The organism is Acidovorax sp. GW821-FHT10A04 (genome assembly GCF_059415825.1).
Genome location: NZ_JBWKNZ010000002.1, coordinates 550,984 through 572,552, shown reverse-complemented (window position 1 = coordinate 572,552; position 21,569 = coordinate 550,984). Strand labels below are relative to the sequence as shown.

Sequence of the window (21,569 nt, the reverse complement as noted above, 5' to 3'; positions counted from 1 at the left end):
GGTTTGGCGCCGCCCGATTTCGGTGCGAAACCACTTCCGCTATAGGCAACGCATTAAAAATTTTCGCCTACCCGTCGGTAAATTTTGCATTGTGGAATTCGATTGCAAAAACCGGGGCCCGATAAAGCGCCAAAAGACGAGAATGCGAGAGCATTCGCGTTTGGCCCCTGCCATACCCCGGCAAAGGGCATTTACACACTCGTTTCGTGAGACAAGCCATGACGACCCAGCAACCGACCATCATCTACACCCTGACCGACGAGGCACCTCGCCTGGCCACGGCTTCCTTCCTGCCTATCATCCGTGCCTTTGCCGCACCGGCCGGCATCAACGTGGCGGAGTCCGACATCTCCGTGGCCGCCCGCGTGCTGGGCGAGTTCCCCGAGTTCCTGAAGGAAGAGCAACGCGCTCCCAACACCCTGGCCGAGCTGGGCAAGAAGACGCTGCAGCCCGACGCCAACATCATCAAGCTGCCCAACATCAGCGCCTCGGTGTCGCAGCTCAAGGCGGCCATCGCCGAGCTGCAGGGCAAGGGCTACGCACTGCCCGACTACCCGGACCAGCCCAAGGACGACAAGGAAAAAGAGATCAAGGCACGCTACGGCAAGTGCATCGGCTCTGCTGTGAACCCCGTGCTGCGCGAAGGCAACTCCGACCGCCGCGCGCCCGCCGCCGTGAAGAACTACGCGCGCAAGAACCCCCATTCGATGGGTGAATGGAGCCAGGCATCGCGCAGCCACGTCTCGCACATGCACCACGGCGACTTCTACCATGGCGAAAAGTCCATGACGCTGGACCGCGCCCGCGAAGTGAAGATGGAGCTGATCACCAAGAGCGGCAAGACCATTGTCTTGAAGCCCAAGGTCGCGCTGCTCGACCGCGAGGTGATCGACAGCATGTTCATGAGCAAGAAGGCGCTGCTGGAGTTCTACGAGAAGGAAATCGAAGACGCTCGCAAGACCGGCGTGATGTTCTCGCTGCACGTGAAGGCCACGATGATGAAGGTGTCCCACCCCATCGTGTTCGGCCACTGCGTGCGCATCTTCTACAAGGACGCGTTCGCCAAGCACGCCAAGACGTTCGACGAGCTGGGCGTGAACGTGAACAACGGCATGGTCGACCTGTACGCCAAGATCGAGACGCTGCCTCAAAGCCAGCGCGACGAGATCAAGCGCGACCTGCACGCCTGCCACGAGAACCGCCCCGAGCTGGCCATGGTCGACTCGGCCAAGGGCATTACCAACTTCCACTCGCCCAACGACATCATCGTGGACGCGTCCATGCCCGCGATGATCCGCAACAGCGGCAAGATGTGGGACGCCAACGGCCGCCTGAAGGACGTGAAGGCCGTGATGCCCGAGTCGACCTTCGCCCGCATCTACCAGGAGATCATCAACTTCTGCAAATGGCACGGCGCGTTCGACCCCAAGACCATGGGCACGGTGCCCAACGTGGGCCTGATGGCGCAGCAGGCCGAAGAATACGGCTCGCACGACAAGACGTTCGAGATCGCCGAAGACGGCGTGGCCAACATCACCGACCTGGTGACCGGCGAAGTGCTGCTGTCCCAGGACGTGGAAGCCGGCGACATCTGGCGCATGTGCCAGGTCAAGGATGCCGCGATCCGCGACTGGGTGAAACTGGCCGTCAACCGCGCCCGCAACTCCGGCATGCCCGTGGTGTTCTGGCTCGACTCGTACCGCCCGCACGAGGCGCAGCTGATCACCAAGGTCAAGATGTACCTGCACGAGCACAACACCACCGGCCTGGACATCCAGATCATGAGCCAGGTGCGTGCCATGCGCTACACCCTGGAGCGCGTGATCCGCGGCCTGGACACCATCAGCGCCACCGGCAACATCCTGCGCGACTACCTGACCGACCTGTTCCCCATCATGGAACTGGGCACCTCGGCCAAGATGCTGTCCATCGTGCCGCTGATGGCCGGTGGCGGCATGTATGAAACGGGTGCCGGCGGCTCCGCCCCCAAGCACGTGCAGCAGCTGGTGGAAGAGAACCACCTGCGCTGGGATTCGCTGGGCGAGTTCCTGGCGCTGGCCGTGTCGTTCGAGGACCTGGGCATCAAGACCGGCAACGCCAAGGCCAAGATCCTGGCCAAGACGCTGGACGCCGCCACGGGCAAGCTCTTGGACAACAACAAGAACCCCTCGCCCAAGACCGGCCAGCTGGACAACCGCGGCAGCCAGTTCTACCTGGCCCTGTACTGGGCCCAGGAACTGGCCGCGCAGACGGACGACAAGGAACTGGCCACGCGCTTCGCCTCGCTGGCCCAGGAACTGACGGCCAAGGAAGAGGCCATCGTGGCCGAACTGGCTGCCGTGCAGGGCCAGCCCGCCGACATCGGCGGCTACTACCAGCCCGACGTGGCCAAGCTCGACAAGGTCATGCGCCCCAGCGAAACGCTGAACAAGGCGCTCGCTGCTGCGGCCTGATGAAGTGAAGCACCCCCTGAGTCGCTTCGCGCCTTCCCCCTCTCTCATATTGCTTCGCAATCTGGGAGGGGGACGCCCCCAGTGCGGCGGGGCGGCCCTTGCACGGGGGCGCTGGCTTGGGCCGCGCCAGTTCGGTCCGTCGTGGGTGGCGAGCAGCACCGTGGACAACTGATACCTGTTCAATTGTCCTAAAGCAAAGGCCCCGCAATGCGGGGCCTTTTTCATTGCGGCGTTAAAAAGGTCTTACGGTCTGTCGCGGTCCACCACGCGGCTGTTCAGGGGCTTGGGCACATAGGCCGGCAGGAAGGCACAGCCTTTGCCGAACCTCGCTTCGTTGGCCGGGCACTGCTGGGCAATGCCCTCGGGCGTGGGCTTCACGCCCTCGTCCACCCAGCGCAGCAGCGCCGTCATCAGCGTGGGGTAGGTCGGGTCGCTCAGGTAGCTGTGGGTGTTGTGCTGGGTGAAGGTCTGCACCAGGCGCGCGCCGCTGCCTGCGCGCTCCACCGTGCCCTTGAAGAAGGCATCGAGCTCGACGAAGGCGGTCGGGTCGTCCACCCCCTTGGTGGTGAGCACCGGCACGTCGATGCGGCCCGTGGGGTCGGTGTCCTGGGCAAAGCGCGCCAGGGCCTGTGGATCGGCCTGGTAGCGCAGCACGGCGGCATTGAGCGCTGCATCGTCGGGCGAGCCGGTGTAGCGCGCGCCGGTGTTGCCGAAGGGGCTGGCATCGCCCGTGCGCAGGTGCACCACGTCGCGGTAGTGGAAGGTGCCCCAGTTCAGGTGGCTCTGGATGGAGCTGGCCGGGATGCGGAGCACGTCGACAATCGTCTTGACCTTGCGCTGCTGCTCGGGCGTGCGCTGGGCAGCGGGCTTGTCCAGGCCCAGGCAGTCGTTGACCCTGGCCGTGAGCTCGGCACCGGTCAGCTTCGCACTGGCCGGCAGGCCGATGTTCAGCGGGTACTGCGCCTCGCCGGGCAGCGGGTGGTTGTGGCACAGGTGCTGGTAGACCACGCGCAGGTCGGTGCGGAAGTCGTACGAGCGGCTGCCGCCGGCCAGCAGGCCGCTGGTGAGCAGCACGGCATCGTAGGGCCGGGGGCTGACCGCGCCGTGGCCAAACATGTCGGCGCCCATGGCGGCCACGCCGGCCCCCCAGGACTGGCCGTGCAGGATGGTGCGGCGCGGCTGGGCCACCTGGGCCACGAAGATGCGGCGCAGGCGCTCGGTGTCCTCGGCCGCGGCGCGCACGGCCACCCCGCCCTGGCGGAAGGTGCTGCCGGCCCAGGCATAGCCGGCACGGACCATGATGGACCAGCGCTCCAGGTCCTCCACCGCGCGCTCGGCCTTGGGGGCGCCCAGCGTGGGGCCGCCGTGCGAATGCATCACCAGCACCTGGTTCCAGGCGTTGGGCATGGCGATGAGGTAGTAGGCCCCGGCCGAGTCCTGGCCCGACAGGCAGCGCGCAATGGCCTCGATGTCCTTGGGGCAGGCCGTGGCGACGGGCGCTGCCTCCTTGCTGGCCGGCACGGCAGTGCCCACGCCGGCGGCCGGCGGTGTCTTCATCGGCGCGCAGGCCGCCAGCAGGCCGGCCGCCAGGCCCAGCAGGGACAGGCGCAGCGCCATGGGCGCGCGAAGGCTACAAAGGGTGCGAAGGGGGTGCATGGGCGATTCGTCTCCGGCGTGTGTTGTGCGGCTCTCGGGGGAGGCAGGGGCGGGCAAGGGGGCCATCGCGCATCGTAGAAAGCCCCTTGGCCCCCGTCAAATAGCCCGCACAGGGCAGCTCCATACGCTGCGCATATGGGACTGCGCCAGCCAGGGCTTGGCCGCGCGCTCGCTATAGTCCCCCGTTCCCGCGGGAAGCCTTCGCCGCACCGTGCACCGCCGCCACAAAACCTGCCCCTGGTCGCTGCAGGACTGGATTTTGTTAACCATTTAGTGAATTATTCAGGCATGAGCAAAGACACCGAGACCACTTCGAAGGAGCGCCAGCGGGACGCCGACCGTTCCCAGGGCGAGATCCTGGTCGCGGCGCGCGGCGAATTCGCCGAGCACGGCCTGGGCGGTGCCCGCATGGACCGCATCGCCGAGCGCGCCGGCCTGAACAAGCGGCTGATCTACTACTACTTCGAGGACAAGGAAAAGCTCTTCCAGGCCGTGCTCGAGCAGGCCTACCGGCACATCCGAGAGGAGGAGCGCAAGCTCAACCTGGTGGAGCTGGAGCCCGCCACCGCGATCCGCCGGCTGGTGGAGTTCACCTGGGTGTATTACCTGGAGAACCCTCAGTTCCTGACCCTGCTCAACAGCGCCAACCTGCACAGGGCGCGCCACCTGCAGGAGTCGCAGCGCGCGCGCGAGATGAACTCGCCGCTGATCGCCATGTTGGGCGAGGTGCTGGAGCGCGGCCGGCGCGAGGGCAGCTTTCGCGGCGGGGTGGACCCGCTGCAGCTGTATGTCTCGATCGCCGGGCTGTCGTACTTCTACCTGTCGAACAACCACACCCTGTCGGCCATCTTCGGGCGCGACCTGATGACCCCCAAGGCCCGCAACGAGCGGCTGACCCACATGTGCGATGTGATCCTGGGCTATGTGCTGAAGTAAGACACCCCCAGAGGCGCTTCGCGCCTTCACCCCTCTCTCGACTCGCTGCGCGAGCCGGGGGGGAGAGGCCCCCAGTGCACGCAAGCGAAGCGCCGCCTGCGCGGCTTGGCGGCCCTTGCACGGGGGCGCTGGTCTGGACCGCGCCAGTTGCACCAGCCTGCGGCGATGCAGAAGCGCTCGCTGCCCACCCTTCCGGGTAAACCCCTAATTCCGGCCTGCGGAACCGCGTTGACGCAGGCGCAGCAATGCCTAAAAATCTGCTCTATTCACCAATCAGTGAATTAAAGAGCAAGTCCAAGCCTGCCAACGGAGACAAATCCATGCCTTTCATCCGCACCACCCGCCGCGCTGCCGCCACCGCCCTGGCGGCAGCCACGCTCACGTCGCTGTCGTTCAGTGCCCTCGCGCAGGGCGGCTACCCCACCAAGCCCATCCGCGTGATCGTGCCCTTCGCCGCGGGCAGCACCACCGACATCATTGCGCGCGCCATCGCCGACAAGATGGGCCAGAGCATGGGCCAGTCGCTGGTGGTGGACAACCGCGGCGGCGCCAGCGGCACCATCGGCCAGCAGGCGGTGGCCACGGCCGCGCCCGACGGCTACACGGTGATGATCCATTCCTCCTCGCACACGGTGAGCCCGCTGACCTTCGCCAAGCTGCCTTTCGACACCACGGGCGACTTCGCGGGCGTGACGCCGATCTCCTCGCTGCCCAATGCGCTGGTGATCTCGCCCGCCAAGGGCATCAAGACGCTGCAGGACCTGGTGGCTTCGGCCAAGGCCAAGCCCGGCACGGTGAACTTCGCCTCGGCCGGCCAGGGCAGCGCCACGCACCTGAACGCCGAGAAGTTCAAGCTGGCCGCGAAGATCGATGCGACCAACATCCCTTTCAAGGGCTCGGCCGAGGCCGTGACCGAGGTGCTGTCGGGCCGCGTGGACTACTACTTCTCGCCCATCGCGCCCGTCATCGGCCAGATCAAGGACGGCCAGTTGCTGGCGCTGGCCGTGGGCTCGCCCAAGCGCGCGGCCGCCCTGCCCGACGTGCCCACCACGGCCGAGGCCGGCGTGCCGGGCTCGGAGTTCAACTTCTGGATCGGGATGATGGTGCCGGCCAAGACGCCGCGCGACATCGTCAACCGCCTGCACGACGAGGTGGTCAAGGCCCTGGCCACGCCCGAGGTGAAGGAGCGCTTCCTCAAGCTCGGTGCCGACGCCTGGACGCTCAAGCCCGAGCAGTTCGACGCCTACATCAAGGACGAGATCAAGAACAACGCCGCACTCGTCAAGGCGGCCGGTCTCCAGCCCACCCAGTAATTCCCTGCGCGCAGCACCGCAACGCCCGCCCCTGCGATGGGGTGGCCAGGCCGCGCCTTTGCCCCATCCTTTTTGCAACTTTAGAACTGAAACGGACCGACACCATGGCCACCCAACGACTCGGACTCATCATGCACGGCGTCACCGGCCGCATGGGCATGAACCAGCATCTGATCCGCTCCATCTGCGCCATCCGCGCGCAGGGCGGCGTGGTGCTTGGGAACGGCAACCGCGTGATGCCCGACCCCATCCTGATCGGCCGCAACGCCGAGAAGATGGAGGCGCTGGCCAAGGCCCATGGCATCGCGCGCTGGGGCACGGACCTCGACGCCGCCCTGGCCAACCCCGAGGACACGGTGTTCTTCGACGCCGGCACCACACAGATGCGCCCCACCCTGCTCGCCAAGGCGATCCGCGCGGGCAAGCATGTGTACTGCGAAAAGCCCATCGCCACCAACCTCAACGAGGCGGTGGAGATCGCGCGCCTGGCCTCGGGCTCGGGCCTCAAGCACGGCGCGGTGCAGGACAAACTGTTCCTGCCCGGCCTGCGCAAGCTCGACATGCTGCGCCGCGCGGGCTTCTTCGGCCGCATGCTGAGCGTGCGCCTGGAGTTCGGCTACTGGGTCTTCGAGGGCGACCTGCAGCCCATCCAGCGCCCGAGCTGGAACTACCGCAGCGAAGACGGCGGCGGCATGATTCTGGACATGATGTGCCACTGGCGCTACGTGCTGGACAACCTGTTCGGCGAGGTCAAATCGGTCTCGTGCATCGGCGCCACCCACATCCCCCAGCGCTGGGACGAGGCCGGCCAACCGTACAAGGCCACGGCCGACGATGCCGCCTATGCCACCTGCGAACTCACCGGCCACAACGGCGAGCCGGTGATCGCGCAGCTCAACATGAGCTGGGCCACGCGCGTGCGCCGCGACGACCTGGTCACCTTCCACGTGGACGGCACCGACGGCTCGGCCGTGGCCGGCCTGTCGAGCTGCCGCGCGCAAAGCCGCGTGGCCACGCCGCGCCCGGTGTGGAACCCCGATGAGAAGCAAAGCATGAACTTCTTCGACCAGTGGCAGGAGATCCCCGATTCGCAGGTCTACGACAACGGCTTCAAGATCCAGTGGGAGCACTTCATCCGCCACGTGGTGGAAGACGCCCCGTACCAATGGACCCTGCCCGAAGGCGCCAAGGGCGTGCAGCTGGTGGAAGCCGCCCTGGAAAGCTGGAAGGAACGCCGCTGGGTGGACGTAGCGCCCCTCAAAGCCTGATCCATTTCTCACCACTTTTCCCGAGTTCACCATGGCCCTTCGCCTCTCCCTGCCCACGGCCGATGGCCGCACCAGCCCCTACACCCTGCAAGGCCGCCCGCCGGTGGTGCCGCAGCAGGGTGCAGTGTTCAACCGCATCGCCTACTCAGCCGCCCACGTGGTGGCCGACCCGCTGGCGGCCATCGACCCGTGGCTGCAGTGCGCGGTCGACTGGGATGCGACCATCGCCTACCGCCAGCGCCTGTGGTCGCTGGGCCTGGGTGTGGCCGAAGCCATGGACACCGCGCAGCGCGGCATGGGGCTGGACTGGCCGACCTCGCTGGAGCTGATCCGCCGCTCGCTCGACGCGGCGCGCGACTTCGGCCCGGGCGCGCTCGTGGCCTCGGGCTGCGGCACGGACCACCTGGTGCTGGACGAGGTGAAGTCGGTCGACGACGTCATCCGCGGCTATGAAGAGCAGATGGAGGCCATCGAGAAGCTCGGCGGCAAGCTCATCGTGATGGCCAGCCGTGCGCTGGCCCGCGTGGCCAAGAGCCCTGCCGACTACGAGCGCGTGTACGACCGCATCCTCTCGCAGGCGCGCCAGCCCGTGGTGCTGCACTGGCTGGGCGACATGTTCGACCCGGCGCTCGCGGGCTACTGGGGTTCGCGCGACGTGGATGCGGCCATGGACACGGCCCTGGCCGTGATCGCCGCGCACCCGGACAAGGTCGACGGCATCAAGATCTCGCTGCTCGACAAGGACAAGGAGGTCGCCATGCGCCGGCGCCTGCCCGCCACGGGCGGCACCGACGGCCAGGGCGTGCGCATGTACACGGGCGACGACTTCAATTACGCCGAGCTCATCGCGGGCGACGGCGCCGGCGGCACGCCGCGCCAGGGCCAGAGCGATGCGCTGCTGGGCATCTTCGACGCCATTGCACCGGCCGCGAGTGCCGCACTGGCGGCCCTGGCCACGGGCGATACGGCGCACTTCCACGCCATCCTGGGGCCCACGGTGCCGCTGTCGCGCCACATCTTTTCAACGCCCACGCGCTTTTACAAGACGGGCGTGGTCTTCATGGCCTGGCTCAACGGGCACCAACGCCACTTCACCATGGTGGGCGGGCAGCAGAGCACGCGCTCGCTGGTGCACTTCGCCGAACTGTTCCGTCTGGCCGACCAGGCCGACCTGCTGGAGCAGCCCGAACTGGCCGTGCAGCGCATGGGCCACCTGCTGGCCTTGCACGGCGTGAGCGCCTGACCGCCATGCGTGATTTCTCGCAAGACCACCGCTGGCTGTCGATCAACACCGCCACCGTGCGCAAGCAGCAGGGGGCCGAGGTTCCCTTGGCGCGCATCATCGACCAGTGCGCCGAGCGCGGCATCCGCGCCATCAGCCCCTGGCGCGACCAGGTGGCCGCAGCCGGCCTTGCGGCCACCGCGCGCCAGCTGCGCGCCCACGGCATCGCACTGTCGGGCTACTGCCGCGGCGGCTTTTTCCCGGCGGCCGATGCGGCCGGGCTGCGCGCCGCGCTCGACGACAACCGCCGCGCCATCGACGAGGCCAAGACGCTCGACGCCACCTGCCTGGTGCTGGTGGTGGGCGCCCTGCCCGGCGCGCTGGAGGGCACGCCGCACTACACCGACCTTGCCCGCGCGCGCGGCGAAGTCTTCGACGGCATCGCCGCGTCGCTGGAGTACGCGCGCCAGGTGGGCATGCCGCTGGCCATCGAGCCGCTGCACCCCATGCAGGCGGCCGACCGCGCCTGCATCAACACGCTGGAGCAGGCGCTGGACATCTGCGACGCGCTCGATGCGCGCAAGACCGGTGCGCTCGGCGTAGCGCTGGATGTGTACCACGTGTGGTGGGACCCCAAGCTGGAACAACAGATCGCCCGTGCCGGCAAGGAGCGCCTGCTGGCCTACCATGTGTGCGACTGGCGCCTGCCCACACGCGACCTGCTCAGCGACCGCGGCATGATGGGCGACGGCGTGATCGAACTGAAGAAGATCCGCCAGTGGGTCGAGGCCGCGGGCTTTGGCGGCTATGCCGAGGTGGAGATCTTCTCGGCGCTGGACTGGTGGCAGCGCACCGGCGAGGAGACGCTCGATACCTGCATCGCACGGCATTGCGCCGTGGTCTGATGTGCCGGGCGCTGCCCGGCACGTTCTGCGTCAATCAGGCGGGGACTGGCGCCACCGTGCGCCGCACGCGGCGCACATTGAAGGCACTGGCGATGAGCACGCCCTGCACCACGGCCAGGCCGAGCAGCACGGCCGTGAAGCGGCCCTGGTCGAGCAGTACGCCGAACAGCAGCGGCGACAGCGCCTGGCCGATGTCCAGGCCCGAGTAGACGATGCCGTAGACGCGGCCCGTGGAGCCCTCGGGCGTGGAGCGCTTGACCAGCAGGTCGCGCGAGGGGCCGGCGATGCCGGCGCAAAAGCCCATCACGCCGAACATCACGGGCACCAGGGCGCCGGGCGGGTGCGCCAGGGCCAAGGCCACCGCCACGCACGCCGCCAGGCCGAAGCCCACGCCCACGATGCGCTCGCAGCGGCTCGGGTCGGCCGCAAGAAAGCCACCCAGCACCATGCCGCCCGCACTGGCCACCATGTAGACCGTGAGGCACATGGCCGCCAGCGCCACGGGCACGGCGTGCAACTGGCGCGCGGCCTCTGGGGCGAAGGCCTGCACCACGTTGAGCGACACGGCATAGAAGAAGAAGAACGCGAAGCACATCCACACGGCCGGGATGCGCAAAAAGGCAAAGTTGCCCTGCTGCCCGGCCGCACTGCCCTTAGCCGTGGCCGCAGCAGGTACGGGCGGCAGTTCCAGCACCCGGCGGTTGAACAGCAGCAGCAGCAGCACCGCAAACGCCAGCACACCGGCACACACCAGCGCCACGCGCCACGAGAACGCGATCGCCAGCGGCACCAGCATGGCCGGCGCCAGCGCCCAGCCCAGGCTGCCGGTGATGCCGTGCACGCTGTAGGCATGGCCCAGGCGCGGCGCGCTCACGCGCCGGTTCAGCAGCGTGTAGTCCACGGGGTGGAACACGCCGTTGCCGATGCCCGCAAGCACCGAGAACGCCGCCAGCATGCCGTAGCTGGTGCTGGCCGCAAAGCCGAACGCCGCCAGGCCCAGCAGCGCCAGGCCGCCGAACAGGATGGGGCGCGGCCCGAAGCGGTCGACCACGAAGCCCGAGCCCGCCTGCACGGCGCACGAGACCACGAAGAAGATGGTCATGAGGAAGCCCAGCTCGGTGTAGCCGACCTGGAAGGCTTCCTTGAGCCACGGGAACAGCGGCGCCAGCAGCAGCTGGCTGTAGTGGCTGATGAGGTGGGCGATGCCCACGAGGCCGATCACCCCGGCGTCGGCGCGCAGGGGCACGGCAGCGGCGGGGCTGGCGGCGGGGTTTGCAGAGGTCATGGCGGCATCGTAGTATTGCGCCTGGATTTCTGGAATGCGACGGAAAGACAGTCTTCGGCGAATTTGCGCCAACAGCGTACCCACACGGCACCCCCATCCCATGGCACGCACCAGCCAGGTCGCCCCGCTCGGGGACATGGACCCCTTTGCCCCCAACCCCGCACACCCGGTGCGGGTGCGCGCGCGCAACATGCCGGCCGACACGCACTTCGAGCCGCACCGCCATGCCTGGGGGCAGCTGGCCTACTGCGCCAGCGGCGTGATCCAGGTCAGCGTGGTGGCCCCGGTCACGCCCACGGCCTACATCGTGCCGCCCTCGCGCGCGGTGTGGATCGCGCCCGGCGCGCTGCATGCCATCGCCGTGCTGGAGGCGGCGGCCTTTCGCACGCTCTACATCGACCCCGGCGTGGTGCCCGCAGACGGCGCCGTCTGCCGCGTGATGGCCGTGACGCCACTGCTGCGCGAGCTGGTGTCCGCGCTGGACCCCGTCGGCGGCACGCCACCCGGCCCCGCGCGCGAAGCCGCCCTGACCGCGCTGGTGCTCGACGAGATCGGCCAGGCCGAACGCCTGGCCCTGGGCGTGCCGCTGCCCGGTACGGACAGCGACAAGCGCCTGCGCGCCCTGTGCCAGGCCGTGCTGGACGCGCCCGGCCGCCATGCCACGCTGCAGGACTGGGCCACCGACAGCGGCGCCAGCGAACGCACCCTGGCCCGGCTGTTCCACGCACAGTTCGGCATGGGCTTTGCGCAATGGCGCAGGCAGGCGGTGCTGGCCCATGCCCTGCCCCGCCTGGCACGCGGTGAATCGGTAGGCCAGGTGGCCACCGCCAGCGGCTACGCGAGCGAAAGCGCGTTCTCGGCCATGTTCAAGGCGGCCATGGGCCAGCCGCCGAGCTGGTTCATCGGCAGGAACGATGCCTATGGGCCGCCTTCCGCGTGACCGCCAGTGCGCTTTCGGCAACCGCCTGGACGACAGGGGGTTTCCTGCCCGCGCGATGCAGCGATACTGGGAAGCCGCAACACAAGGTTTCAGGGGAGAGGGAAAGCATGATTCGACAGTGGTTCCTTGGCACGGCCGCCTGCCTGGCCCTGGCCGCCCCGGCGTGGGCCATCAACAAGTGCACGGGTGCGGACGGCAAGGTGTCCTTCCAGGACGCGCCTTGCGCGGGCAGCGGCAAGGGCGAGAAGGTCGAGGTGCGGCTGTCGAGCAGCGGCATCGGTACCGCGGCGCCTGCCGCGGCCGCGCCAGCTGCCGCCACACCGGCCTCGGGTGCATCGGCCGCGGCGCCCGCAGCGGGTGCCGCATCCACCCCTGCCGCACCGGCTGCCGCCACGCCACCAGCCGCCCGCAAGGAAGGCGCCTTTGGCGAGACCTGGCGCCGCAAGACCGACCTGGAGCAGCGCCTGGTCCGCGAAGCGCGCGGCGCGCTGCAGGCCCACCAGCAGCGCTGCGCGGCCGATCAGCGCGACCGGGCCGCCCGCCGCACCCAGGCCCGCACCGGCACCGCCGTGGCGACGTCCGAGCAGGCCATCGCGTCCGAAATGCAGGCCGCAGCCGCGGCCTGCGAACTGCGTTCGCGCGAGCTGCAGGCCAACGTGGACGCCCTGGAGAAAGAGCTCCGGGAGCTGAGCAAGAAGTAAGTTCGGCGCACTGGCCAGCGCCACGGCCTGTCTATCGCTGGGCAGCCTGTCCCCCGGGCCAGAAGGCCGCCCGGATGTCCGGCGCACAGTACGGCACGGCGATCACCGCGCCCCATAGGGCACTCCCCAGCGCCAAGAATCCATTCGCCAGGCCCGACAGCACCGTGGGCCCACCGAACACCAGCAGGACACACATCGCCAGGCCCGACCACAGCGCGAAGCCGGGCGCCCAGGGGCGAAACCGCAGCAGGCCATAGATGCTGGCCAGCGTGGCGACCACGGCCGTCACCATCCCCGACACCAGCGCCAGCGTGATGGCCGGCTCCTGGTCTTCCTCCAGGTAGCTCTGGAAAGCATCTCTCAGGCCCCGCGGCACCAGTTCAGGCAGCAGGAACCGCTCGGCAACCTCGGCCAGTACGGGAAGCACCACGGAAGCGACGACCAGCCAGCGGTAGTTTGTCTTGTTCAAAAAATCCCTTTGTGTTCACCCCGGCGCGCCCACCTGCTGCACCAGCGCCATGGCAAAGCGCCCGTGGCCCACGGACCAGTCCGAATAGTCGTTCTCGTGCATGAAGATGAACACGTCGGCCGGGGCCACGTGCGCCATGGCCTGCAGCTTGTGCGCGATCGCAGCATACAGCGCGCGCTTCATCGCATCGCTGCGCCCGCGGCGCAGGGTGATCTCGACGACGACCACGGCGTCCGACCGCGCCACGCCGTTGAAGCTGCGGCTGAAGGCGAACTGCCCTGGCGCATAGCCGGTGACCATGTTGAACAGCTCGTCCTCGGGCATGCCAATGCCCTCGACCAAGGCCTGGTGGATGGCCTGCACGACGGCTTCGCGCGTTGCGGCAGGGGTGGCTTCGGGCACATGGGTGTGGATGAAGGGCATGCTGGTATGTTCCTGACAATCAAAGATGAACCCGGCGCGCGATGGCGTCCCGCGCCGGAAGAGCCCCAATTTTTGCGGCCGATGCCTTCGCGGAAAAGCGATTTAAGCTCCGGACCTATGTGCATTTTGATCACATAGCCATGAAACACCGCCTGCCCCCGCTCGCTGCCCTGCGCGCCTTCGAAGCCGCTGCCCGCCTGGGCCGCATGACGGCTGCGGCCGACGAGCTCTCGGTATCGCCCGGCGCCATCAGCCGCCAGGTGCGCCAGCTCGAAGACCACCTGGGCCTGCCGCTGTTCGACGGCAGCAAGGCACGCCCCACCCTGACGGCGGCGGCGCGCACGCTGCAGCCGGTGCTGACCACGGCCTTCCAGCAGATCGAGGACACGGTGCGCGCTCTGGGCGATGCCCACCACGGCCCCCTGGACGTGGCCTGCTTCAGCACCTTCACGATCAAGTGGCTGATCCCGCGGCTGTTCGACTTCCATGCGCAGCACCCGGGCATCGAGGTGCGGCTGCGCACCACCGACACGGGCACCGACGCCGCGCGCGAAGGCTGCGACCTGCTGATCACCGCCGAGGACGCTGGCACACCCCGCGATGGCGCCACCACCCTGCCCCTGTTCGCCGAGCGCCTGGGGCCGGTGCTGGCCCCCGCGCTGGCCGCACGCAGCGCCAGCATGCTGCGCACGCCTGCCGACCTGGCCGGCCAGCCCCTGCTGCACACGCGCACGCGGCGCAATGCCTGGGCCATGTGGGCCGCATCGGCAGGCACAGGCCTGCCCGCCGCGGCCACCGCCACGGGCCCGGTGTACGAGCACTATTACTTCACGCTGGAGGCCGCGGTGCGCGGCCTGGGCATCGCCGTGGCCCCCTGGCACCTGGTGATGGACGACGTGCAGGCCGGCCGGCTGCTGGCGCCGCTGGGCTTCGCCGCGTCGGGCTACGACTACCTGGCGCTGCGGCGCACGGGGGCGGCGCACCCGCGCCTCGATGTGTTCTGCGCCTGGCTGGTGGCACAGGCGCGCGCGATGGCCCCGCCCCTCACCATGCAGGCTTGAGGGCGACGCCGGGTCCAGGCGTCATACGGATTTGCATTCGACCGTATAACTAGGCGGGAAGCCGCAGACAGTGCTGTAGCACGGCAAGGCGAACCAACGACGTTAGACGGTTGAAGGCGAATCCGTATCAGTCATCCCAGCGGAACAGCCTGTGGGCGCGGGGCCTGGTGGTCTCGATCAGGCGCGCGTTGGGCTCATCGGTACGGCTGACCCACGCCAGCGCATCCTCGCGGCTGCGGCCGTACTCTTCGTGGCGCCGGGTCAGGCGGCTGGTACGCAGGCCGTCGTCTACATCGACGTACCAGACCTCGTCCAGCAGCCCGGGCACGCCCGCCCAATGGCCGCTGTCGAGCAGCAGGTAGTTGCCTTCGGTGATGACGAGCCGGGTCTGGGGCTCCACGGCGATGGCGCCTGCTACCGGCTCTTCGATCTCGCGCCGGAACTCCGGTGCATAGACGGTTTCGCCGGGCCGTTGCGCCCGCAGGCGCCGCAGCATGGCGGCATAGCCTGCGCTGTCGAAGGTGTCGGGAGCGCCTTTGCGATCCGCGCGGCCCAGCCGCTCAAGTTCCACATGGGCCAGGTGGTAGCCATCCATGGGAACCACCTGCGAGACATCGGCGAAAGCCTGCTGCAAGGTCAGGGCCAGCAGGGATTTGCCGGCGCCTGGGGGCCCGACCAGCCCGAGCAGCTTGCGTTGGCCGTCCTGGAGGAGCTGATGCACACGCGCCAGGTGGCAAGGCGGGACAGAAGGAAGGGGGGACGTCGTCATGCGTTCATGGATTCTTCAGGCCCGCCATTCGGCCGGGATCTTTTCCGCAGGCAAGGCACCGGTCATGACCGAGACCGTGTCGCTCATGGTCACCGCCTTCGGGTCGAGCACGGCACCGCGCCTGCCCAGGCGCGCGACGTGGATGCGGTCGGCGATCTCGAAAACATGGGGCATGTTGTGCGAGATCAGCACCACCGCCAGGCCCCTGTCGCGCACGCGGCGGATCAGCTCCAGCACCATGTTGCCTTCCTTGACGCCCAGCGCCGCCGTCGGCTCGTCGAGGATCACCACATGCTCGGCAAATGCCGCTGCGCGCGCCACGGCCACGCATTGCCGCTGCCCGCCGGACAGGGTTTCGACCGCCTGCGTCATCGAGCGGATGCCGACCTTCAGGTCGTTCATGCGCGCAATGCTTTCTTCGAGCATCCGCTTCTTGTCGAGCATGCGCAGCACATTGCCCAGGAAACCCTTGCGGCGCAGCTCGCGGCCCAAAAACAGGTTCTCGGCGATGGTCATCGCGGGAGCAACGGCCAGGTCCTGGTACACGGTTTCGATGCCTTCGCGGCGCGCATCGACCGGGCCCTTGAACTGCACCGGCTTGCCGTCGAGCTCGATCACGCCGGCATCGGGGATGGTCGCGCCCGACAGGCACTTGATCAAAGAGGATTTGCCAGCACCGTTGTCGCCGATCAGGGCGAGGATTTCGCCGGCGCGCAGCTCGAAGTCGGCGCCATCGAGTGCCGTGACCTGGCCGTAGCGCTTGACCAGGCCCGTGGCCCGCATCACGACGGGGGATTGCGCAGCCATCAGCGGCCTCCTTTGCGCGACAGTTGATCGACCGTGACCGCCAGGATCACGAGGATGCCGGTGATCAGCATCTGGTACACCGATGACACGCCCATCAGCGTCAGGCCATTGCGCAGCACCCCCACCACCACGGCCCCGATCAGCGAACCGAGCACCACGCCGCGGCCGCCGAACAGGCTGGTGCCGCCCAGCACGACGGCGGTGATCGCATCCAGCGCCTCGGTCTGCCCGGCGTTCGGATCGCCCACGCCGGTGCGGGCCACGGCCAGCAGCGAGGCGATGCCATAGAACACCCCGGACAGGGCATACACGCCCAGGATGATGCGCTCGGGCGGAATGCCGACCAGCCGCGTCGCCTCCGGGTTGTTGCCCACCGCGTAGACATGCCGGCCCGAGGCCGTCTCGCGCAGCCAGAACCATACGCCCAGGTACAGCAGCACCATCAACACCGTGCCGTACGCAATGTTGGTGCCGCCGATGGCGAAGGTACTGCCCAGCCAGGTCATGGCCCCAGGCACCTCGGTGACCGTCTGCGCCCCCGAATACAGCTGCGTGATCGCAAAGGCGATGTTGAAGACGCCCAGTGTGACGATGAACGGCGGCAGCTTCAGGCGCGTGACCAGCAAGCCGTTGAGCAGGGCGAACAGGGTCGTCACGGCGATGCCGGCCAGCACCGCGAGAAACGGCGGCAGCCCGAAGTCGGCGGCCACCTTGGTCATCACGATGCTGCCCAGCGCCATGATCATGCCGCACGACAGGTCGATGCCGGCGGTCAGGATGATCAGGGTCTGGCCTATGGCAATGACGCCGACGACCATGACCTGCTGCAGGATCAGCGAAAAGTTGTCGGCACTGAGGAAACGGTCGGTGGTGGCGCCGAAGATGCTGCAGGCAATCAGCAACGCGATGAAGGGCCCGAGCTGGCCGAGGGGGGGCAGTTTGTCTTTCAACGGGATGGTCCTCCGGAGAGAGGGCTGAAGGCAGGCACACGGCAGCCCTCAACCCGAACGCGGCAGCAGCGACCACCGGCGCGGCCGTGCCACAGCATGCCAGGCAGCGCAGCGGGACCACCCGGCCCCGCGCAGCCGCCTGGTGCGCGAAGGGCTACTTCTTGCCCCAGCACAGGTCGGTGCCGGTCTTCACGTCCTTGCTGTCGACGCCCGCAATGGCCTTGCCGGCAATCAGGGTCACGCCGGTGTCGGTGTAGCCGCTGACCTTCTTGCCGCTCTTGGCGTACTCGATGCCAGCCTCCACCCCCATGGCCGCCATTTTCAGGGGGTACTGCTGCGAGGTGGCGGCGATCTTGCCGGCCGCCACGTCCCGGATGCCGTCACAGCCACCGTCCACGGAGACGATCATCACGCCCTTTTCCTTGCCGGCCTTCTGCAGCGCATTGAACGCGCCGGCGGCTGCCGGCTCGTTGATGGTGTAGACCAGGTTGATGTCGGGGTTCTTCTGCAGGCAGTTCTCCATCGCTGTCTGGGCCTTGCTGCGGTCACCAAAGCTGTCGGCCATGCACACCACCTCTGCAGGCCTGGCCAGCTCGTTGTTCTTCGCGTCATGGCTGGCCAGGCCGAAGCCCTGCAGGAAGCCGTTGTGCCGCTGCGCACCGACCGGATGGCCAGGCAGAAGATCGAGCGTTGCGATCTTCACCGGCTTGCCCTGCGCACTGGCGGCCAGGGCGGCCTTGGCGTACTGGCCAATCAGCACGCCGGCCTTGTAGTTGTCGGTGGCGAAGAGTGCGTCGGTGCCGTCGGCAGGATCGGTCGGGCTGTCCAGCGCGATCACCATCACCCCCTTGTCGCGCGCCTTCTTGATCGCGGGAAGGATGGCCTTGGAGTCGTTGGGCGTGATCAATATGGTCTTGGCACCCGCGCCGATCATGTTCTCCATCGCGGTGATCTGGCCGGCGTTGTCGCCATCGGCCTTGCCGGCGCCGCTCAGCAGCTTGGCCCCCTTGGCCTTGGCGACCTCGGCGGCACCCTCCTTCATCTTCACGAAGAAGGGGTTGGTCTCGGTCTTGGTGATCAGCCCGATGACCGGCGTATCGGCCATCGCCGTACCGCAGGCGGACAGCAGGGTTGCGATCAGGGTGGCGTGCTTCAAGTTCATCGGATGTCTCCAGGGTGTGGTCGGGTCCAAATGCAGCCATGCGCAAGCCCTTGCCTGGACACATGCCGTGTGCGATTATCGTAACGCGCAAGCGCTTGCGCAAGCGCTTGCTAATTAGGGAAATCCATAGCATCGGGGGGCCTCCGGTGACCAGGACACCGGGCACTTCCGTGCATAAATTCCCGGGATGGGTGCGATACGATGAAGAATCCCCATGCCTGTCCACCACCCCTTGCGTCCCACGGCACAGGCTGGCAATACGGGCCATGGAAGTTGGAGCTCAACGGAGAAATGATGATTACGATGGAAACCGTCGCGGCGGCTGCAGGGGTATCGACTTCAACGGTCTCGCACGTCATCAACAAGACGCGCAAGGTCCACCCCGATACCGAGCGGGCCGTGCTGGACGCCATCGACCGGGTCGGCTACTCGCCGAATCACCTGGCGCGTGCCCTGGCAGGTGCGCCGACCAGGACGGTCGGTGTCGCCATTTCGGTGCTGTCGAACCACTACTTTGCCGCCGTGGTGCGTGCCATCGAGGCAGAGTGCGCACAGCGGGGCCTGATGATGTTGCTGGCCGACACCCACGAAAATGCGGACTACGAGTTGAAGGTGGTGCAGGCCTTGCATGAAAGGCGTGTCGACGGCATCGTGATTGCGCCCTCCGCCGAGCCGCAGCACCGTGCGCTGGACTACCTGCGCGACAAGGGTGTGCCCACGGTCCTGGTGGACCGGTTCGTGGGGACCACGTTCGACCAGATCGGCGTGGAGAGCCGCGACGCAGCCCAGACCCTGGTGGAGCACCTGATCGGATTGGGCCACCGGCGCATTGCATTGGTGTCGGGGGCAGAGGGGCTGTCCACGACGACGGAACGGCTCGAAGGTTACTGCCGCGCCCTGGCGGCGGCAGGCATCGCTTTTGACCCGGCCCTGGTCCGAAGCGGCGAGTCGCGGTCCGAGCCGGCCTGCGCGGCAGTCCACCACCTGCTGTCACTGGACGAGCGCCCCACCGCCTTGATGACCGGCAACAACCTGATGACGATTGGCGCCATGCAGGCCTTGCGCTCAGCGGGGCTGCGCGTTCCCGACGACATCTCGCTGGTTGGCTTTGACGACTTCGACTGGGCCGACGTCTTTTCTCCGCGCCTGACGGTCATGGCGCAGCCGGTGGAGGAGCTCGGCACCCGGGCTGTCCGCCTGTTGGCCCGGCGCATTGCGGACCCCGGCGCGCGCCGCCAGACCGTGCGGCTCGCGCCCACGCTGCGACTGCGCGATTCCGCAGGGGTGCCCGGATCCAGGTGACGCCGGCGAAGCCCCGTTGGGCCATGGCAGATCCAGGCCCGGCGGGTTGGCATTCAGCTGGCCAGCCTCCCGACCGATGCACCCGCGCGGCAGGTCTGCGGCGCCAGGCAATCGACCTGGAAGACCAGTTCACCCATGGCAGGCTGCATGCCCTGCTCGGCGGCGCGGCGCTCCACCTCGCTGCGCAGCTGGGCGCCCGGCAGGGCCACCGAGCGCGCACAGCCCCGGCAGGCCATGCGCACCTCCACCGGCTGCTGCGCCACCGGGCTCAGGCGGTAGGTGGTGCGCAGGCTGTGGTCGCTGCGGCCCTGCAGCAGCACGCCCAGGAACTCCAGCTGGTGGATGGCGCGGTACACCGTGCTCACGCTCACGCGCGTGCCGCGCAGCAGCATCTGGCGGAACACGTCGTCGGCGGCCACGCCGCAGGCCCCGGCGGCCTGGATGACCTGCAGGATGCCGATGCGCGCCGTGGTCGGCCGCAGGCCCGCATCGCGCAGGCGCTGCAGCAGGGTCGGGCAGTCGCTCACGGGCGTCCCATGCCCACGCCCGCCACCACGCCCGTGGGCTGCCAGCCCCCGCCCAGCGCCTTGTACAGCGCCACGCTGGCCATGAGCCGCGCCTGGCGCAGCAGGGCCGCGTTGTCCTGCGCGGCATACAGCGTGCGCTGCGCGTCGAGCAGGGTGAGCAGGGTGTCGGCCCCCGCACGGTAGCGCACCTGCGCCAGCGCGTGGGCCTGCTGTGCCTGCTCCAGCACCTGGGCCTGCGCGGTGGTCTGCGCATCGGTGCCGGCCACGGCCTGCAGGGCCACCTCGGCATCGCCCACGGCGGCGACGATGGCCGCCCGATACTGGGCCAGCAGCTCGTCGCGCCGCGCCTCCTGGATGTCGGCACCCGCGGCCAGCCGCCCGCCGTCGAAGATCGGGGCGGTGAGCCCCGCTGCCAGGCTGTACAGCGGGTGGTCGAAGGTGCGGCCCAGGCGGTCGGCGCCCACGCCCAGGCCGGCGCCCAGCGTGATGCGCGGCAGCAGCGCGGCGCGGGCGGCCCGCAGATCGGCATGGGCAGCAGCCAGCTGCGCCTCGGCGCGCGCCACGTCGGGGCGGCGCACCAGCAGCTCGGCCGGCAGGCCGGCGCCGATGGAAGGAGGCTGCAGCCCGGCCAACGTGTCGGCCTGCACCGGCGGCGGCGTGGCCTGCCCCAACAGCACGGCCAGGGCCGTGTGCTGGCCCTGCACCTGCTGGCGCAGCGCCTCGATGGCCTGGCGCTGGGTGGCCACCAGGCCGCGCTGCTGGGCCCGCTCCAGCGGCGTGGCGGCACCCGCGCGGGCGCGCGCATCGACGAGCGCCAGCACGCGCTCCGCACCCTGCAGGTTCAGGCCGGCAATCGCCAGGCGCTCGCGCCCGCCCACCAGGCGCAGCCAGGCATCGGCCACGGCAGCCGTGAGCGTGAGGCCCACGGTGCCCTGGTCGAACGCGCTGGCCTGCAGGCGCGCCAGCGCGGCATCGTGGCCCGCGCGCTGGCGGCCCCAGAAGTCGATCTCGTAGCTGGCGGCAAAGCCGGCCGCATAGCGGTTGGCCGCCGTGCCATCGGTGCTGCCGCCGCCCGAGAAGCGGGCCTGGCGGCCCGCATCCACGCTGGCGCTCACGGCAGGCAGCAGTGCGGCGCCGGCCTGGCGGGCGGCCGCCTCGGCCTGGCGCAGGCGCGCGGCGGCGGCAGCGGCGTCCAGGCTCTGGGCCTGGGCGGCCTGCACCAGCCCATCGAGCTCTGCGCTGCCCAGGCTGCGCCACCAGTCGGGCGAAATGCTGCCTGCGCCGCCGCCGGCAGCGCCAGGGGTGCCCCACTGCGCAGGCAGTGCGGGGGTGGTTGCCGCCTGCGGGGGCGGGGTCGTGGCGCAGGCACACAGCAGTGCGGTGGCCAGCAGGGTCAGGGAAAGGCGCATGGCGTGTGGGA

At 68.7% G+C, this 21,569-nt stretch carries 20 protein-coding genes; 10 read left to right on the top strand and 10 right to left on the bottom strand.

Annotated elements, in window-relative coordinates; translation table 11 throughout:
- Positions 1-218: 218 nt before the first annotated feature.
- Positions 219-2,453 carry an NADP-dependent isocitrate dehydrogenase gene (locus AC07PF_RS07035; protein WP_494611319.1) on the top strand — a complete coding sequence of 745 codons (2,235 nt, stop codon included), beginning with the start codon at positions 219-221 and terminating at the stop codon, positions 2,451-2,453.
- Between the two features lie 243 nt (positions 2,454-2,696).
- On the opposite strand, the gene AC07PF_RS07030 is transcribed toward AC07PF_RS07035, so the two are convergent.
- On the bottom strand, positions 2,697-4,070 hold the full coding sequence (locus AC07PF_RS07030) for a hypothetical protein (protein ID WP_494611406.1): 1,374 nt from the start codon (positions 4,068-4,070) through the stop codon (positions 2,697-2,699).
- A 327-nt stretch (positions 4,071-4,397) separates the two neighbouring features.
- Between AC07PF_RS07030 and AC07PF_RS07025 the strand changes: the two genes are divergently transcribed.
- From AC07PF_RS07025 to AC07PF_RS07005, 5 genes are all read left to right on the top strand, one after another.
- Positions 4,398-5,045: a TetR/AcrR family transcriptional regulator gene (locus AC07PF_RS07025; RefSeq protein WP_494603386.1), complete on the top strand. Its 648-nt coding sequence runs from the start codon at positions 4,398-4,400 to the stop codon at positions 5,043-5,045.
- A 320-nt stretch (positions 5,046-5,365) separates the two neighbouring features.
- Positions 5,366-6,358, top strand: coding sequence for a tripartite tricarboxylate transporter substrate binding protein (locus tag AC07PF_RS07020; RefSeq protein ID WP_145694214.1), 993 nt, complete (start codon positions 5,366-5,368; stop codon positions 6,356-6,358).
- 104 nt (positions 6,359-6,462) lie between these two features.
- Positions 6,463-7,626, top strand: coding sequence for a Gfo/Idh/MocA family protein (locus AC07PF_RS07015; RefSeq protein ID WP_494611318.1), 1,164 nt, complete (start codon positions 6,463-6,465; stop codon positions 7,624-7,626).
- 31 nt (positions 7,627-7,657) lie between these two features.
- Positions 7,658-8,869, top strand: coding sequence for a dihydrodipicolinate synthase family protein (locus tag AC07PF_RS07010; protein ID WP_494611317.1), 1,212 nt, complete (start codon positions 7,658-7,660; stop codon positions 8,867-8,869).
- A gap of 5 nt (positions 8,870-8,874) precedes the next feature.
- Positions 8,875-9,753 (top strand): sugar phosphate isomerase/epimerase family protein, encoded by an 879-nt coding sequence (locus AC07PF_RS07005; RefSeq protein ID WP_494611316.1) that lies wholly within the window; start codon positions 8,875-8,877, stop codon positions 9,751-9,753.
- Between the two features lie 34 nt (positions 9,754-9,787).
- Here AC07PF_RS07005 and AC07PF_RS07000 read toward each other — a convergent pair whose 3' ends face one another.
- Positions 9,788-11,038 (bottom strand): MFS transporter, encoded by a 1,251-nt coding sequence (locus AC07PF_RS07000; protein ID WP_494611315.1) that lies wholly within the window; start codon positions 11,036-11,038, stop codon positions 9,788-9,790.
- A 100-nt stretch (positions 11,039-11,138) separates the two neighbouring features.
- Between AC07PF_RS07000 and AC07PF_RS06995 the strand changes: the two genes are divergently transcribed.
- Entirely contained in the window at positions 11,139-11,978 is an 840-nt protein-coding gene (locus tag AC07PF_RS06995; protein ID WP_494611314.1) for an AraC family transcriptional regulator, read from the top strand.
- Positions 11,979-12,085: 107 nt separating this feature from the next.
- Complete coding sequence (locus AC07PF_RS06990) at positions 12,086-12,679, top strand: DUF4124 domain-containing protein (RefSeq protein ID WP_494603400.1); 594 nt, start codon at positions 12,086-12,088, stop codon at positions 12,677-12,679.
- A gap of 31 nt (positions 12,680-12,710) precedes the next feature.
- Here the strand turns inward: AC07PF_RS06990 and AC07PF_RS06985 are convergent, their stop codons facing one another.
- Together AC07PF_RS06985 and AC07PF_RS06980 are read right to left on the bottom strand one after the other, a co-directional pair.
- Complete coding sequence (locus AC07PF_RS06985; protein WP_494603402.1) at positions 12,711-13,148, bottom strand: hypothetical protein; 438 nt, start codon at positions 13,146-13,148, stop codon at positions 12,711-12,713.
- A gap of 15 nt (positions 13,149-13,163) precedes the next feature.
- On the bottom strand, positions 13,164-13,571 hold the full coding sequence (locus tag AC07PF_RS06980) for a tautomerase family protein (RefSeq protein ID WP_007856728.1): 408 nt from the start codon (positions 13,569-13,571) through the stop codon (positions 13,164-13,166).
- Between the two features lie 140 nt (positions 13,572-13,711).
- Between AC07PF_RS06980 and AC07PF_RS06975 the strand changes: the two genes are divergently transcribed.
- Positions 13,712-14,632: a LysR substrate-binding domain-containing protein gene (locus AC07PF_RS06975; RefSeq protein ID WP_494611313.1), complete on the top strand. Its 921-nt coding sequence runs from the start codon at positions 13,712-13,714 to the stop codon at positions 14,630-14,632.
- 127 nt (positions 14,633-14,759) lie between these two features.
- On the opposite strand, the gene AC07PF_RS06970 is transcribed toward AC07PF_RS06975, so the two are convergent.
- The 4 genes from AC07PF_RS06970 to AC07PF_RS06955 form a co-directional block, all read right to left on the bottom strand.
- Positions 14,760-15,401: a nucleoside/nucleotide kinase family protein gene (locus tag AC07PF_RS06970; protein ID WP_494611312.1), complete on the bottom strand. Its 642-nt coding sequence runs from the start codon at positions 15,399-15,401 to the stop codon at positions 14,760-14,762.
- A 15-nt stretch (positions 15,402-15,416) separates the two neighbouring features.
- Entirely contained in the window at positions 15,417-16,208 is a 792-nt protein-coding gene (locus AC07PF_RS06965) for an ATP-binding cassette domain-containing protein (RefSeq protein WP_494611311.1), read from the bottom strand.
- Positions 16,208-17,158 carry an ABC transporter permease gene (locus tag AC07PF_RS06960; RefSeq protein ID WP_494603410.1) on the bottom strand — a complete coding sequence of 317 codons (951 nt, stop codon included), beginning with the start codon at positions 17,156-17,158 and terminating at the stop codon, positions 16,208-16,210. The genes AC07PF_RS06965 and AC07PF_RS06960 overlap by 1 nt, the downstream gene beginning before the upstream one ends.
- A gap of 154 nt (positions 17,159-17,312) precedes the next feature.
- Positions 17,313-18,320, bottom strand: coding sequence for a sugar ABC transporter substrate-binding protein (locus AC07PF_RS06955; protein WP_494611310.1), 1,008 nt, complete (start codon positions 18,318-18,320; stop codon positions 17,313-17,315).
- A gap of 291 nt (positions 18,321-18,611) precedes the next feature.
- Here AC07PF_RS06955 and AC07PF_RS06950 point away from each other — a divergent pair, with 291 nt between their 5' ends.
- Positions 18,612-19,622: a LacI family DNA-binding transcriptional regulator gene (locus AC07PF_RS06950; RefSeq protein WP_494611309.1), complete on the top strand. Its 1,011-nt coding sequence runs from the start codon at positions 18,612-18,614 to the stop codon at positions 19,620-19,622.
- A gap of 53 nt (positions 19,623-19,675) precedes the next feature.
- Here the strand turns inward: AC07PF_RS06950 and AC07PF_RS06945 are convergent, their stop codons facing one another.
- The gene (locus AC07PF_RS06945) at positions 19,676-20,149 is read right to left on the bottom strand and encodes a Fur family transcriptional regulator (protein ID WP_494611308.1); all 474 of its coding nucleotides are present in this window, start codon (positions 20,147-20,149) and stop codon (positions 19,676-19,678) included.
- Positions 20,146-21,558, bottom strand: coding sequence for an efflux transporter outer membrane subunit (locus tag AC07PF_RS06940; protein WP_007856718.1), 1,413 nt, complete (start codon positions 21,556-21,558; stop codon positions 20,146-20,148). Before AC07PF_RS06940 ends, AC07PF_RS06945 begins: the two co-directional genes overlap by 4 nt.
- Between the last annotated feature and the right edge of the window lie 11 nt (positions 21,559-21,569).